This window comes from Terriglobus roseus (assembly GCF_900102185.1).
Lineage (GTDB): Bacteria > Acidobacteriota > Terriglobia > Terriglobales > Acidobacteriaceae > Terriglobus > Terriglobus roseus_A.
On sequence record NZ_LT629690.1, the window covers coordinates 2,927,798 to 2,942,210 of the forward strand.

General features: G+C 56.6%; 13 protein-coding genes. 1 reads left to right on the forward strand and 12 read right to left on the reverse strand.

Annotation, left to right across the window (positions count from 1 at the left end; genetic code table 11):
- Position 1 precedes the first annotated feature (1 nt).
- The 11 genes from ftsW to BLT38_RS12240 form a co-directional block, all read right to left on the reverse strand.
- Positions 2-1,093, reverse strand: coding sequence for a putative lipid II flippase FtsW (gene ftsW, locus BLT38_RS12190; RefSeq protein WP_083345422.1), 1,092 nt, complete (start codon positions 1,091-1,093; stop codon positions 2-4).
- An 82-nt stretch (positions 1,094-1,175) separates the two neighbouring features.
- On the reverse strand, positions 1,176-2,534 hold the full coding sequence (gene murD, locus BLT38_RS12195; protein ID WP_083345423.1) for a UDP-N-acetylmuramoyl-L-alanine--D-glutamate ligase: 1,359 nt from the start codon (positions 2,532-2,534) through the stop codon (positions 1,176-1,178).
- A gap of 248 nt (positions 2,535-2,782) precedes the next feature.
- Entirely contained in the window at positions 2,783-3,892 is a 1,110-nt protein-coding gene (gene mraY, locus BLT38_RS12200; protein ID WP_419865775.1) for a phospho-N-acetylmuramoyl-pentapeptide-transferase, read from the reverse strand.
- A 123-nt stretch (positions 3,893-4,015) separates the two neighbouring features.
- Complete coding sequence (locus BLT38_RS12205; protein WP_083345425.1) at positions 4,016-5,404, reverse strand: UDP-N-acetylmuramoyl-tripeptide--D-alanyl-D-alanine ligase; 1,389 nt, start codon at positions 5,402-5,404, stop codon at positions 4,016-4,018.
- Entirely contained in the window at positions 5,401-6,897 is a 1,497-nt protein-coding gene (locus BLT38_RS12210; RefSeq protein WP_083345426.1) for a UDP-N-acetylmuramoyl-L-alanyl-D-glutamate--2,6-diaminopimelate ligase, read from the reverse strand. Before BLT38_RS12210 ends, BLT38_RS12205 begins: the two co-directional genes overlap by 4 nt.
- Positions 6,898-6,909: 12 nt before the next feature.
- Positions 6,910-7,275, reverse strand: coding sequence for a sulfite exporter TauE/SafE family protein (locus BLT38_RS12215; protein WP_083345427.1), 366 nt, complete (start codon positions 7,273-7,275; stop codon positions 6,910-6,912).
- Complete coding sequence (locus tag BLT38_RS12220) at positions 7,272-9,590, reverse strand: penicillin-binding transpeptidase domain-containing protein (RefSeq protein WP_083345428.1); 2,319 nt, start codon at positions 9,588-9,590, stop codon at positions 7,272-7,274. The genes BLT38_RS12215 and BLT38_RS12220 overlap by 4 nt, the downstream gene beginning before the upstream one ends.
- A gap of 97 nt (positions 9,591-9,687) precedes the next feature.
- Positions 9,688-10,203, reverse strand: a complete 516-nt coding sequence (locus BLT38_RS12225; RefSeq protein WP_083345429.1) for a septum formation initiator family protein — start codon at positions 10,201-10,203, stop codon at positions 9,688-9,690.
- Positions 10,204-10,502: 299 nt separating this feature from the next.
- Positions 10,503-11,471 (reverse strand): 16S rRNA (cytosine(1402)-N(4))-methyltransferase RsmH, encoded by a 969-nt coding sequence (rsmH, locus tag BLT38_RS12230; RefSeq protein ID WP_083345430.1) that lies wholly within the window; start codon positions 11,469-11,471, stop codon positions 10,503-10,505.
- Between the two features lie 39 nt (positions 11,472-11,510).
- On the reverse strand, positions 11,511-11,951 hold the full coding sequence (locus BLT38_RS12235) for a division/cell wall cluster transcriptional repressor MraZ (protein WP_083345431.1): 441 nt from the start codon (positions 11,949-11,951) through the stop codon (positions 11,511-11,513).
- Positions 11,952-12,398: 447 nt separating this feature from the next.
- On the reverse strand, positions 12,399-12,929 hold the full coding sequence (locus BLT38_RS12240; RefSeq protein WP_231966451.1) for a DUF2127 domain-containing protein: 531 nt from the start codon (positions 12,927-12,929) through the stop codon (positions 12,399-12,401).
- A 153-nt stretch (positions 12,930-13,082) separates the two neighbouring features.
- Here BLT38_RS12240 and BLT38_RS12245 point away from each other — a divergent pair, with 153 nt between their 5' ends.
- The gene (locus BLT38_RS12245; protein ID WP_083345433.1) at positions 13,083-13,634 is read left to right on the forward strand and encodes a fasciclin domain-containing protein; all 552 of its coding nucleotides are present in this window, start codon (positions 13,083-13,085) and stop codon (positions 13,632-13,634) included.
- A gap of 98 nt (positions 13,635-13,732) precedes the next feature.
- Here BLT38_RS12245 and BLT38_RS12250 read toward each other — a convergent pair whose 3' ends face one another.
- The gene (locus BLT38_RS12250; protein ID WP_083345434.1) at positions 13,733-14,413 is read right to left on the reverse strand and encodes a Fe2+-dependent dioxygenase; all 681 of its coding nucleotides are present in this window, start codon (positions 14,411-14,413) and stop codon (positions 13,733-13,735) included.

The window sequence follows — 14,413 nt, forward strand, 5'->3', positions numbered from 1 at the left end:
GTCAGTCAATCTCGCGTGTGATGTTGAGCAACACGCCCATGCTGGCCAGCGTGATGAAGACGCTGGTTCCACCGCTGGAGATGAACGGCAGCGGGATGCCTTTGGTGGGCAGCAACGCGATGACCACGCTCATGTTGAAGAAGGCCTGGATGAGAATGGCCGACGTCATACCGAACGCGAGGAAGCGTGCGAAGGGATCGGTGGAGAGGTACGCTGCACGTAGGCCGCGATAGCCAAGGAATGCGAATGCTGCCAGCACACACAATGCGCCGATAAGGCCTAGCTCTTCGCAGACCGTTGCGTAGATGAAGTCAGTCTGTGGCTCGGGGAGATAGAAGAGCTTCTGCATGCCCTCCGTGAGTCCCTTACCGAAGAAGCCGCCAGAGCCAACTGCGATGAGTGACTGCAGGATGTGGAAGCCTGCGCCGCGCGGGTCAGCCTCGGGATTCATGAAAGCGAGCATGCGGGCGCGGCGGAAGGCCACGTGAAAGAGCATGTAATACAGGGGCGGCATGGCGACGAGAGCAGCAATGCCGATCCAACGAAGACGGATGCCAGCGAGCGCGAGCATCAATCCTGTCACGCCTGCGCATACCAATGCGGTGCCAAGGTCAGGCTCTTTGACGATGAGCAGGATGAAGAGGACCGGCACGGCAGCAGCGCGAATGAGCGTGCCCTTGATGTCGTCCATCTGATGGATGCGGCTTTGCAGGAAGTACGCGAGGAAGAGGACGATGAGCGGTTTGGCTAATTCCGAGGGCTGCAGCGTGAGGCCACCCACGCGAATCCAGCGGTGTGCGCCATTCATACCACCCATGAAGAAGACACCAAGCAGCAACAACGCTGTAATTGCAATGGCCGGGAAGACAACTTTGGGGTTGTTGTATTTGCGGTAGTCCACGCGCATGAGGACGAAGAGCGCAATGATGCCGAGGACAGCAAATATCAGCTGACTAATAACAAAGTGATACGGCGAACCGAACTGTGCCTTGGCCAGGATGGCCGAGGTAGAAAAGATCATCACGAGGCCGAAGAGCACCAGTGCCAGCACTGTGCCAAACAACCATTTGTCCGCGCCGACACGCTTCGCCATATCTCGAAGCTTAGTTTCTTTGCGTGAGAATTTCTGCAACGCCGATGAGGCAGAGTATCTAACTTGGTTCGGCTGGTGTAGGTTACTCGGGTAAGTTCTGGACTAACTCTACGAACACGCGTCCGCGATGTTCGTAACTGGTGAACTGGTCGAAGCTGGCGCACGCTGGGGCGAGGAGCACGGTTTCTCCCGGTTGCGCGGATTCTGACGCGAGACGTACTGCCTCAGACAGCGTTCCGGCAGGGGTGAGCTTCACCTGATCGCCAATCTGCTTTGCGATGATGTCTGCTGCCATGCCGATGGTGTACACGGCCACGGTGCGCTCTTTTAGCAGTGGGAGGAGTTGCGTGTAGTCCGATGCTTTGTCTTTGCCGCCGAGGATGATTCGGATGCCGGAGGGGAAGGACTCAAGCGCCTTGATGGTGGCGTCGACGTTGGTGGCTTTTGAGTCGTTGTAATACTCCACGCCACGCTTCTTTGCCACGAATTGCAGGCGATGATCGACTGCGGTGAAGGAGGCGACGGCTTCGCGGATTTCGTCTGTCGCAATGCCCGCGAGTTTTGCCATGGCAATGGCAGCCAGGACGTTCTCGACGTTGTGCGCGCCGCGTAGAGGTATCTCAGCGAGCGGCATGATGGGTTCTGGTGTGCCGCCCTCTTTTGTAATGAAGTAGATACCGTCATTGTGTGCGAATGCGCCTTGCTTCACGCGGCGAACGCCACTGAACCAGAAGATCTGTGCCTTCGTTTTCGCGGCAACCATCTGCGTGGGTTTGTCTTCCGCGTTCAGGACCAAGAAGTCTTCCGGCGTTTGGTTTTCCGTAATGCGTGCTTTTGCTGCGGCGTAATTTTCGAATGATCCGTGACGATCGAGATGGTCCGGCGTGATGTTCAGCACGGCTGCAATATGCGGTCGGAAGGTCTCGATGGTTTCAAGCTGGAAGCTCGATACTTCGAGAACGCTCCATGTTTTTTCGGTTGAGCCTTCCACCATCTCCACGACGGGCAAACCGATGTTGCCGCCAATCTTTGTCTCGTAATTGGCGTGTAGCAAAATGTGTCCGACGAGTGAAGTCGTGGTGGTCTTGCCGTTGGAGCCGGTGATGGCGATGATCTTACCTTGCAGCGCGAGGGATGCGAGTTCGACTTCACCAATGATCGGTACACCGAAACGCTGCGACTGTTGGACTTCAGGCGTGGACAGTGGCACGCCGGGCGAGAGGACGATGAGGTCCTGGCGGCGGAAGGTGAGCACCCCGTGGCCACCGCTTTCTACCATCACACCTGCGTCAAGTAATGCGGGGATTTCTTTGGCAAGGGCTTCGCCGGGGCGACTGTCGCTGACAGTGACGCGTGCGCCGAGTTTGCGCAGATACAGCGCGGCGGAGACACCGCTTTTGCCGAGTCCAACGACGAGAACGCGTTTGCCTTTGAAATCCATGGATTGTTAGCTTACCGCCTTTTCATTTCACGCGCCCAACATCCAAAGAAACCGAATTGCAGAGATGGAAAGAATAGCGGTCAGCCCAAACCAGAAACGAGATCCTCGTACGCCAGCAAAAGCGGAAAGTAAAAGTCCCACTGCAAAGACTGCTACAAACCAAGAATCCGCTCGCCAATTGAAATGCCACGCGGCGAAACAGAGAATTCCAAGCAATACAGACGCCATGCCACAGGAGTTAGCAGTCTTCATCTCAGCTTGAGCGTCGTAAGTGCGAACAGCGCGAAGATGAGCGCCATGATCCAGAAGCGGGTGATGACTTTGCTTTCGCTCCATCCGCTGAGTTCAAAGTGGTGATGCAGTGGTGCCATTTTGAAGATGCGCTTGCCGCCACGCAGTTTGTAACTGCCGACCTGCAGCATGACGCTGACTGCTTCGAGGATGAAGACACCACCGATGAACGGCAGCAGCAACTCCTGCTTGATGAGTACAGCAACGGTGGAGATGGCACCGCCGAGTGCGAGCGAACCGACGTCGCCCATGAAGACTTCTGCTGGATGTGCGTTGTACCAGAGGAAGCCGATGGAAGCGCCAACCATGGCGCCGCAGAAGATGGTGAGTTCACCCGCGAGCGGCATGCGCTGCAGTTCGAGGTAGTCGCTGAAGACCATGTGACCACTGACGTAGGTCAATACCGTGAGCGCTGCAGCAGCAATGATGGTGCAGCCAATGGCGAGGCCGTCCAGACCGTCGGTGAGATTGACCGCGTTCGAACTGAAGGTAATGACCAGCATCACGAACGCAACAAAGAACACGAAGCTAAACCAGTACAAACCGTGGATATGCTGAATGCTGCCGATGATGAGGTCTGGCCGGAAGTGCTTGAGGAAGGGCACGACCAGGCGCGTGGAGTACAGGCCGCGCGTTTGCAGAAAGACAAGCGATGCAGCAACGCCAAAGCTTGCGATGAATTGCAGAAGCAGTTTCTGACGACTGGTGAGTCCGAGATTTCGCTTGTGGACGACCTTGATGTAATCGTCGGCAAAGCCAATGGCGCCGAAGGCCGTGGTGGAAAGAATTGTTATCCAAACTAACGGGTTGGAGAGGTCGCTCCAGAGAAGCGTGGGCACAAGGATGGAGATGCAGATGAGCACGCCGCCCATGGTGGGTGTGCCAGTCTTCTTCTTATGGCTCTCCGGGCCTTCGTCGCGGATGTATTGACCGATCTGAAATTCGCGCAAGCGCCGGATTACAAACGGGCCGATGAGCATGCCGATGGCAAGCGCTGTGAGGCTGGCGAAAACACAGCGGAAGGTGAGGTAGCGGAAGATGCGGAAGACCCTGAAAATAGGGTACATCTTCTGATAAAGCAGCCAGTAGAGCAACGTTCCCCTCCGATGGGTGTGCGCGAAAAGTACGCCTTCAGCTTACGCGTGGATGGCCTGCGGAAACATGCTGGTGTTCCACAGCAGTTACAAAAATTAATGCCCGGTTGTCTGGATGCCGAGGGCTGTCAGTGCGCGTTCCAGCTGGACGCCTCGCGATGCCTTCAACAAAACCGCGTCGCCTTCGCGAAGATTTTCCAGCATCCACTGGCCCGCTCTTTCCGGCGTGTCAACAAAGAGCGCGATATCGCCTGCGCCACGAACAAGTTCCGCTCCGTGGCCGCGAACACCGATGACCACATCCACACCGCGTGTCTTCATGTATTCACCGGATTGTGCATGCAGGGTTCCTGCTTCGGGGCCAAGTTCCAACATCTCTCCTGCGATGACGATGTGGCGGGTGGCGTCGATGGCCATGAGTGCATCGACCATAGCGTTGAGTGCACGTGGGTTGCTGTTGTAAGAGTCATTGATGATGCGCACGCCACGGAAGAGAATCTGTTCGCCACGCTTGTCAGCGGGATGCAGTTGCTGCATCGCAGTGATGCATTCACTAAGCTGCATGCCGCTTTCCAGGCCAACCGATATACCTGCGAGAGCGTTGTAGACGTTGTGCTCGCCGAGCAGCGCAATGTGTGCGGGTTGGGATTCTTTGCCTGCCTGTACGGTGAAGCTCATACCGTTGGCACCTTCGCTTCGCATGCTGATGGCGCGTACGTTTGCGGATGCGGTTTGCAGTCCGAAGTAGCGCGCGTAACCATCGCGGTCACGACCGAAGGTGGAGACGTATGGATCGTCTGCGTTCAGAAATGCGATGCCGTCTTTTGGAAGTGACTGCACAAGCTCGTACTTTGCGTTTGCGATACCAGCGATGCCGTCTGCGAAATGCTCCAGATGAACAGGTGCGACGTTGCTGACGACGGCCCAGTTCGGTTCCGCAATCTTTGCCAACGCAGCGATTTCACCCGCGTGATTCATGCCCATTTCAATCACGGCGACTTCGTGTTCCGGTTCAAGCTTCAGTAGTTGCAGCGGTACACCGAAGCCGTTATTCAGATTCCCCGCGGATTTGAGCACGCGGAACCTTGCGGACAGCACGGCGGCCACGCATTCCTTGGTAGTGGTCTTGCCTGCCGATCCGGTGATGCCGATGACTCGCTTTCCCCAATGGCGACGTACCGCGCGTGCTAGTCCTTGCAGCGCTTTCAATACGCAGTCTTCGCTCTCAGGGACACGTAACAGCTTGGTATTGTCGACTTCGGATGGGATAACCCAACGCGTGCTAACTACCGCAGCTGCGGCACCGTTTTTCAATGCGGTAGCGACGAAGTCGTGTCCGTCGAAGCGTTCGCCTTGCACAGCGAAGAAGAGTTCTCCAGCGCCCACGGTGCGGGAGTCGATGGAGTATCCGTAGACCTGTGTTCGCAGATCGAAGTCGCCTTCTGCGTGAATCCAGTCGGCCACCTGGCCCAGTGTCAATGTCATGCTTGTGCTTCCCTTTTGCGCAGTGCGGCGGCGGCCACGGCAACATCATCAAAGGGCAGTGACACTCCCTTTGCGGTCTGCGTTTTTTCGTGGCCTTTGCCTGCGATCAGTACGATGTCGCCCGGCTGCGCTTCGTTAACTGCTAGTGTGATGGCTTCTGCGCGGTCGAGTACTATACGGACATTTTTGTTACCGCTTGCTTCGACTCCCGCGAGAGCTTCGTGCGCTATGACGGCCGGATCTTCGCTGCGTGGATTGTCGCTGGTGATGATGACGACATCGCTTCCCTCACCTGCCGCACGGCCCATCTTTGGACGCTTGGTTCTATCTCGATCACCACCGCATCCGAAGAGAGTAATCACGCGCGCGTTGCCTGCGAGTTCACGCGCCAGCGTGATGAGGTTGCGTAACGCATCGTCAGTGTGTGCGTAATCGACGACGACGCTGAAGCCGAGTGTGTTGGCTACTGTTTCAAAGCGGCCGGGAACGGGTTTCAACGTGGCAGCGAATTCAATCGCATCTTCGAGTTTGACGCCTCGTCCTACGGCTGCGGCTATGGCGGCAAGGAGGTTGTAGACATTGACGCGACCGGTGAGTTGCGAAACGACTTCTGCACTACCGAAAGGTGTGGAAAGCGCGAAGCTGGTTTCACCTGCGCGAAGCACTACACCTGTTGCCTGAAAATCTGCCGCTGCATCGATACCGTACGTCCATACAGTTTCGCTCTTTGACGCGGCTTGCTGCATCGTAGCGGCGTAAGAATCGTCGGCGTTGACGACAGCAATGCGTGGTGCGGGTGCGCCGACTCCCTGAAATAGCCGAGCCTTCGCTTGCGCATAGGCGTCCATGGTGCCGTGGAAGTCGAGGTGATCCTGTGTGAGGTTCGTGAAGATGGCCACGTCAACGGGAATGCCAAAGACTCGTTCCTGCGCGAGTGCGTGGGAACTCATCTCCATTACGGCTTCTGTTGCGCCTGCAGTTACGGCGTCTGCAAAGATGGCGAGCACGTCGCGACTCTCGGGTGTGGTGTGGGGGCTGGGACGGACTTCATCGACAACATGCGTTTCGATGGTGCCAAGCAATGCGGAGTTTCTTCCAGCGCTGCGCAGCAGCCCTTCGACCAGAAATGCAGTGGTTGTCTTGCCGTTGGTTCCCGTGATGCCGGTGAGTTTGAGCGTACGCTCGGGGTGCTGATAGAAGTTGGCGCTGACAATGGCGAGCGCCTGACGGCCATGTTCGATCAGTGCTGCTGGCACATGACGCGCGTCAGCGAAGGCAAAGCTCTCGCGTGAGTCCGTGACGACGGCAGATGCGCCTGCGTCCAAGGCGGCACGCACGTAGCGATTGCCGTCTGTGGATTCGCCACGCATGGCGACAAAGAGAGTGCCGGGGCGAACTTCACGCGAGTCATACGTAACTGCGTGGATGTCCGCATGTTCCGTGTCGCCGAGAGTAAGCGTTGGGAGTCCGTAAATGACTTCAGACCATTGCATGCTGGGCCGATTTTACCGCTGAAAGAACATGCGGATGGCGACCGCGGCGAGTGCGACCGCAAAGCAACGGCGCAGTGCAAACGTGGACATAGTCTGTGCGATCTGGCCGCCGAAGTATCCGCCGATGCCAATACCGGCAGCGATGAGTAAACCGAATCGCCAATCCACATTTCCCGCGCGAGCATAGGGCAGCAGCGGAGCAATCCAGATGGGCAATGCTGCAATGAACAGCGATGTTCCTTGTGCGCGGACCTGTGTCAGTCCGAAGAGATAGACGAGCACTGGAATGGTGATGGCGCCACTGGTGCCCAGCGTGCCAACGAGAATGCCCATGCCTGCTCCACCGAGAACGATGAGCGACCAGTGCGCTGTACTCATCGAGTGAACCGCACCACAACTTCTGTGCCGATGGGCACCATGGTGCCTGCGGCGGGAACCTGTTCACGCGCGAGGCCGCTGCCGACAGGTTGCACACGCAAGCCTGCAGCAGATGCCTTCTGAATCACAGTGCGGAGGCCGCCATCCAGCACAGGCACTGCAACCTTTGCACTGGCATCCACTACGACTGCGCCATCTGGGCGCGAGGCGCTTTGCGGTTGCGGGGCGGCCTTTGGCAAAGGCTTGTTGTCCGCTTCGTCAGTCATGAGAGACGAGCCGCCGTGTTCGCGGAAGGCCTTCATGATCTTGTCAGGCAGTGCAGCGAAGACGCCTTTCTTCTCTGACGTGGAGGCTTGCATCGGTGCTGCTTTCGCCGTCGCCGTCGCAACTGCTGCATCATTCTTCTGCTTTAGCGGATCATCGGCGGGCAGAGTATTCAGCTCTTCGTACAGCGCATTCAGATCGCCAGGATCTTCGTTCGGGGTTTCCGTCGACGCGAGTTCCATCTTCGGTGCAGATGCGTCTTTCTTCGCGGGCTTCAGCGGCTGATCGTGCGGAACACCGAGGTATTCCAGCACCTGCTGCGCTACTTCTGCGAACACAGGAGCGCTGGTGGTACCACCGTAACGCGTGCCTACCTGTGGGTCGTCAATGACTACCGCGACTGAGATGGCAGGGTTGTTTACAGGCGCAAAACCAGCAAAGCTAGCGACGGTTCTGGAATGCGAATAGGTGTGTGTAACTGGATCAATCTTCTGTGCGGTACCGGTCTTGCCGCCGGCGCTGTATCCGTTCAGAGCAGCTTCTGAGCCGGTGCCTTCCGTGATGGTGCCGTGCATCATCATCCGCATCTTTGCCGCAGTGAGCTCCGTCACGACACGGTGTGCACCATCCGGCATCTTCTCTGGAATAGCGCTGGAAGGATGATATGCGGCGGGTTGAAGCTGGCCGTCGCCTTTGGCGTGTTCTGTTTCATTCAGCAGGATGTGCGGCGGAAGGTAGGTTCCACCATTGGCGATGGACGAGACCATCGTCACAAGCTGAATGGGGGTCACAGCGACTTCATGGCCGATGGCGATGGAGAGGATGCTGGTGGCTTCCCACTTACGAGGAGCGCGGAGAAGTCCACGCGTTTCGCTCGGTAGTTCTACACCGCTACGATCACCGAAGCCGAAGCCGCGAATATAGTCATAGAACTTTTGATTGCCGAGCTTCAGCGCCATCTTTGCGGCACCTACGTCGCTTGAATGCTCTAGCGCAAACTGGACCGTGACGCGGCCGAAGTGGTCTGACTTATCATCGTGCAGCGTACGTCCGAACATGGTCATCGCGCCGCCTTGGCAATCGACGATATCTGTGGGCTGTACACCTGCTCCGTCCAATGCAGCGGCATAGGTTACGAGCTTGAAGGTGGAGCCCGGTTCGTAGACGTCGCTTACAGCGAGGTTCTTGAGGATCGCTGGATCCTGGTGCTTCAGATCGTTCGGGTTGTAACGCGGCGAGATAGCAAGTGCTAGAATCTGGCCGGTGTGTGGATCCTGCACCACGACGGTGCCGTGGGCGGCCTTCATCTTTTCCATCTGCGCATCCAGCGCGCGTTCGGCGATGTACTGGATGTTGGTGTCGATGGAGAGCACAAGGTTCTGACCGGGCAGAGGCTCACGCTCGTCGCTGGTCAGTGCGTGGCGCTTCGCGTCGACCGCGGTGAGTACGTGGCCGGGTGTGCCGTGCAGATCATCCTCGAACTCACGCTCCATGCCGCCGAGACCGATGTCGTCAATGCCTACGTAACCCAATGTCTGCGCGGCTAGATCGGTGTTGGGATAGAAGCGCTTGAATTCCTTCTGGAAATAGACGCCCTTCAGGTTGAGTTCGCGAATGCGCTGCTCCTGCTCCGGCGAGAGCTTACGCGCTATCCACGCAAAGTTACGTGAGGCATTGAGCCGCGCGAGGATCGCAGGCCGCGATGTAAACGTATCCGTCGGATCGACATGAACGATTCCGGAGACCAGTTCCGCGACGTTCGCACGATTATCACCGAGTTCGCTCGGCACCGCATATACCGACTGTGCGAGAACAGTCACAGCAAGTTCGCGGAGATTACGGTCGTAAAGAACGCCACGGCGCGGAGCTACTTCAAAGGTGCGCTGCTGTTGTTTGGCGGCACGCTCTGTCCAGTCGTGATGACGGATGACCTGCAACCACACCAGACGTAATCCGATTACACCTGTCCAAGCCATGAAAAAAATCGCCATCCAGACGAACCGGATGCGACGGATGGGAGCGGTCAATGGCTGGCGTGAGGAGGAATTCATCGTTGCTTCCGGCCTTGGTGGTTCAGGGGAGTAAGTTGCAATAACTACTCCCCTCAACTATGTCAGCGAAAGCCCTGAATCCGTGCGGCTTTCTTAGTTACTGGAGAATCGCGGGAGATACCTGCGCTTCTGCAAGTACCGGCGCGTTGTTTGAGAACGAACCATCCGGACGAATGACCTGACCTGGCTGCGGAGTATCCAGACCAAGTTGACGCGCGATGCGGTCAATGCGATCCGGATCCGAAAGCTGTGCTTCGGTGAGGTGAAGCTGGCGGTTCTCTTCGCGGAGCTTTTCTACCTGGACCTTCTTCGCTTCGATGTTGTAACCCACTTCAATGGACGAGAAGTGCTGCCACACATACGTCATGACCAGCAGAAACAATACGCTCATGGCGACGGTGAACGAGCGCATTTCCTTACGACGCTCTGGGTCATCCGCCTTCACAATGCGGCTGTTATCCAGATGCTTGGTGAAGAAGATTTCAGGCGTGGGACCGCGACGCGCGCGGCGCTGCTGTTCGAAGACCGAGCGATTGTGGTCGCGAAACGACTCGGCGCGTTCGCGCTGTGCGCGGCCTGCAACCATTCCCGGTGCTGTCATCGTTCCTTCCATCGCTGCCCTCTCCATCTCCGGATTCCCTAAGTCAGGGAAGGAATCCAGCTTGATTCCCACTTACTTATCTCTGGACGAAGACCGCTTCCTTCCGCTATGGAGGGCGTCTTATTACCAGAGCTGATTCGGTAACTTGTACTTACCGGATCGGTGTTGTATCGCGCACTCTTTCGTCCTTGTCCCCTGAGCGAAATCTGCTCTAACGACAGGGGCGGAAGAGTGTTACTTACTTCCTAAGTGGATTTCCGATGGAGTTATTCACATTGTCCACAGGTTTATCCACATTTTCCTCAAACCACTTATCTGCTAGGACGATATCCCCGACTACTTCCACCTTGCGGAGGTATCTTCCTTGTAACTTCTGAACGCTCAGGCTTGACTCGTTCAGCAACTCGTAACTTCGCACTGCGCGACCTTGGATTGCGTCGCTCTTCTTCTTCACTCGCAACCACAGGCTTACGAGTGATTACGTTCCAAATACCCTGCTGCGCACCTTCACGCAGCGCATCTTTTGCAATGCGATCTTCCAGCGAATGAAAGCTGATGACCGCGAGTCTTCCACCGAACTTAAGAAGAGATGGCGCGCTTTCGAGCAGCGACCGGATCTCTCCGAGTTCGTCATTCACGCGAATCCGGATAGCTTGAAAGGTTCTTGTCGCAGGATGAATCTTGTCGGATTTCATTGCTGGGGCAGCGGCAGATATTACTTTGGCTAATTCCGCCGTAGTAAGTATCGGCCGCGCCCTCACAATGGCTCTGGCGATTCTCCGCGACCTCCTTTCCTCTCCGAATTCGTAAATCAGATTGGCGAGTTCTTCTTCGTCCGCCTGATTTACCACTTGCCCGGCAGTTTCACCGCTGCGCGTATCCATACGCATATCCAGCGGTGCGTCCTGCCGAAAACTGAATCCTCTGTGCGCCTGATCAAGCTGAAGGCTGCTTACGCCGAAGTCTGCAAGCAAACCATCGAGCGATGCACGCTCAATCTCTTCCGCTGCCGATGAGAATGCCCGCGGGATCAACCGCAGCTGCGGCATCTCCGGTCCAAGCTCCTCACGCAACGCTTCAAGATTGGCTTTCGCAATCTCCATGGCCTGCGGGTCGCGATCGAATGCGATCAGCGTTCCCTGCGGCCCCAGCCTGCGCGCAATCGCGCTGGAGTGGCCCGCCAGGCCCAGCGTGGCATCCGCATACGTTCCACCGCGGCGCACATTGAGAAGGTCTAAAACTTCTTCGAAAAGAACCGGCACATGTTGCGGATCGCTCATTTCTCCGCCTCCATGCGCGCCCACTCGGGGCGAAAACTTCTACAGGCCCAAGCCTGCCAGGACCGTCAAATCGTCCTCGTTCAATGGCTCGGCATCCAGCTTTTCCTTGAAGTCTTCGTGGTTCACGACTTCGAGGTACGTCTGCGCTCCGAGGACCACCACTTCCGCAGTCACTTTTGCGCTTTCACGCAAAATCTGCGGCAGGAGAAGGCGCCCTGCGGCGTCGAGCTCTGCCATCTGGCCGTAATAGTTCGTTACGTCCAGAAATTTCTTGCGGGCCGGGTTCATGCTGGGGATAGCCGCCAGCTTTTCCTCGACCTTTTCCCACTCGCGGATGGGGTAGATTTCCGCGCGCTTGCCATCTTTGCTGGTGATGTAGAACTGCGGTCCGTAGGTCTCATCCACACGACGCTTGAACTCGGCGGGCAGCTTGAGCCGCCCCTTCTCGTCCACGCGTGCTGTGTGATTTCCCCGGAACATCGGTTCGTTTCACCCTTCTGTCGTACCGCCTGTGGTTCCAAAGACTGTCTTTTGGTCCACAGGAAGCCTAGAATTACTTCTAGGTGAAGAAAGATTGGACACTTTGATCCACTTTTTCCCACCACAGCCCACATCGTCTCTCTTACCGAGGCGAAACACAAGAGAGAAATTCGAGGATTTTTCCTCTTCCTTTGCGCCTTTGTGGAAAATCAAACCTGTAGATGGGTTTTCAAAAACACCACAATCAGTAGTAGTGATTTCGGTGGTTCCGTACGCCGGAAGCTACTTGTGGAGATGCTCGCTGGCATAGTAACGACCAGTTTTGGTGCATTTCCGACATGCTCATCGGCAGGAATGAAACAGTTTCGGATGCTTTTGGGGCGTTCCGAGGGCTGTTTTTGCCCCTTCAGTGGGAGGTAGTGGGAGCTTTCAGCTCTGCACGACTGGTTAAGCAGTTCCCTTGCGGCGCTTCTTGCGCTGCAGCATCCAGACCAGGTACGCCACGACGGCGAGGTTTACCAGCAGGATGGAGAAGTGCCAGAGGCTGGGCGCGCGATAGATCTCGAAGCTCTCCCAAGGCAGGAATGAGACCGACAGCCATAGCGTGACGAACTCTGCCCAGACGCGGCGGCGCAGAAGGCCGTAGGCTTCCGTGCAGCACAACCCAGCATAAAGAACGCTGCCCAGGCTGATGAGACGTAGCTTGTGATGCGTGACGAGCGCCACCTTGTCTGTGATGAAATCGACAACGCGGCTTTCCGGATCGAAATGCAGTTCGCGGAAGACCCGATCCACGGTGTCAGTCAGATCGTGATGGATGAAGTGCAGCGCACCGAGGCTGACGCCGAGAAAGAAGATGGCCTTGGCCAGCTTGAACAGGCCAATGAGGTACAGGCCAGAGTCGCGCGCCTCCAAATGATGGGAGGGATGCGGTGCTTTTTGGGTCTCCTGCTGCACCGTCGTCCGCTGTAAATTCACGTCCACTCCTATAGTTGAAAGTTCGCGTCGGGCATTGTCAATGTCCGGAACGAGAATGCATTTGCATGGGTATACGCATTGGAACGAAGTTTCGCATTAAAAGCAGATGACACGACGACGATGAGATACATCTGAAGTAGAGCGGAGACAGGAATGAAGACATTCAAAGGCGTGGCCGTGGTGCTGGTCTGCATGAGTTGCAGTGTGTACGCAGCCAGACAAAAGAGTACGGAGGTGGGTGGTGTTCAGATGCCGGCGAAGAATTCGATTGCGGAGAACTCTGCAGCGTCGCCGGTTCTGACGACCTTCGCTACGGATATGAAAAGCACCGGGCTGGAAGAGAAGCTGAACGACAAAGGTCCCTACACAGTATTCGCGCCGACCGACGATGCGTTTAAGAAGCTGCCTGCAGGGACCGCGGATGGTCTGCGGAAGCCGGAGAACAGCGCGGACCTGACAAAGGTGCTGAGCTATCTTGTGGTGCCCGGAAAGATCACTTCCGCGAAGCTGAAGAAGATGGTGAAGAAAGGACATGGCACAGCGACACTGACGAGCATTGAAGGTGAAACCATCACCGTAAAGAATGCCGACGACGTGATCACGCTGACCGACGACAAAGGAAACTCTGCCGTGATTCTGACTGCGGATGTACCGCAGAAGAATGGCCTGATTCACATTGTGGACGGAGTATTGCTACCGAACTAGTCAGAAAGAGCGAGGAGCCGGTGCCGTGAGGGCGGCATCCCGGCTCCTCGCTCTTTGTTCACGCAGAGGCTAGTCGGCGCGAACAAATGCGGATGTGACTACAGCTCAACCCACTGGCGCAGCAGGTTGTGATACACCCCTGTCAGTTCCACTACAGACTCGTGATCGGGCCCGTCGCGGTTGAGCTTTTGAATGGCCACATCAAGGCTCAGCAAGAGCGAACGCTGATCGTCGCTGCGCACCATGCTCTGCATCCAGAAGAACGAACAGACGCGCGCGCCACGCGTGACAGGACGTACATGATGCAGGCTGGTGGAGGGATAGAGGATCGCATCACCCGCAGGTAGCTTCACGCTCTTGCTACCGTATGTGTCTTCAATGACCAGCTCGCCACCGTCGTACTCATCGGGCTCGCTAAAGAAAAGCGTCATGGAGAGATCGGTACGAACGTATTCGCCAGTGCTGTTAATGCGGCGCACGGAGTTGTCTACGTGATTGCCAAAGGACTGGCCACCTGTATAGCGATTGAAGAGTGGCGGGAAGATCTTCTTCGGTAATGCTGCCGATACAAAAACAGGATTCCGATTGAGCGCTGTAAGGATCTCCTTGCCGATCTCAATCGCAACAGGATTCGTCTCGGACAACTGCATGTTGTCTTTCACCTGCGCGGATTGATATCCGGCGGTGACTTTGCCATCGACCCAATCGGTGGAGTCGAGCATGGCGCGGAAACGCTTGACCTGTTCTGCGGTGAGAACTTCAGGAACCTGTATCAGCAC

Bases quoted from the DNA above. Each gene is read 5' to 3' on its own strand.
- ftsW (WP_083345422.1), bottom strand. From the start codon at position 1,093: ATGGCGAAGCGTGTCGGCGCGGACAAATGGTTGTTTGGCACAGTGCTG.
- murD (WP_083345423.1), bottom strand. From the start codon at position 2,534: ATGGATTTCAAAGGCAAACGCGTTCTCGTCGTTGGACTCGGCAAAAGC.
- mraY (WP_419865775.1), bottom strand. From the start codon at position 3,892: ATGTACCCTATTTTCAGGGTCTTCCGCATCTTCCGCTACCTCACCTTC.
- BLT38_RS12205 (WP_083345425.1), bottom strand. From the start codon at position 5,404: ATGACATTGACACTGGGCCAGGTGGCCGACTGGATTCACGCAGAAGGC.
- BLT38_RS12210 (WP_083345426.1), bottom strand. From the start codon at position 6,897: ATGCAATGGTCTGAAGTCATTTACGGACTCCCAACGCTTACTCTCGGC.
- BLT38_RS12215 (WP_083345427.1), bottom strand. From the start codon at position 7,275: ATGAGTACAGCGCACTGGTCGCTCATCGTTCTCGGTGGAGCAGGCATG.
- BLT38_RS12220 (WP_083345428.1), bottom strand. From the start codon at position 9,590: ATGAATTCCTCCTCACGCCAGCCATTGACCGCTCCCATCCGTCGCATC.
- BLT38_RS12225 (WP_083345429.1), bottom strand. From the start codon at position 10,203: ATGGAAGGAACGATGACAGCACCGGGAATGGTTGCAGGCCGCGCACAG.
- rsmH (WP_083345430.1), bottom strand. From the start codon at position 11,471: ATGAGCGATCCGCAACATGTGCCGGTTCTTTTCGAAGAAGTTTTAGAC.
- BLT38_RS12235 (WP_083345431.1), bottom strand. From the start codon at position 11,951: ATGTTCCGGGGAAATCACACAGCACGCGTGGACGAGAAGGGGCGGCTC.
- BLT38_RS12245 (WP_083345433.1), top strand. From the start codon at position 13,083: ATGAAGACATTCAAAGGCGTGGCCGTGGTGCTGGTCTGCATGAGTTGC.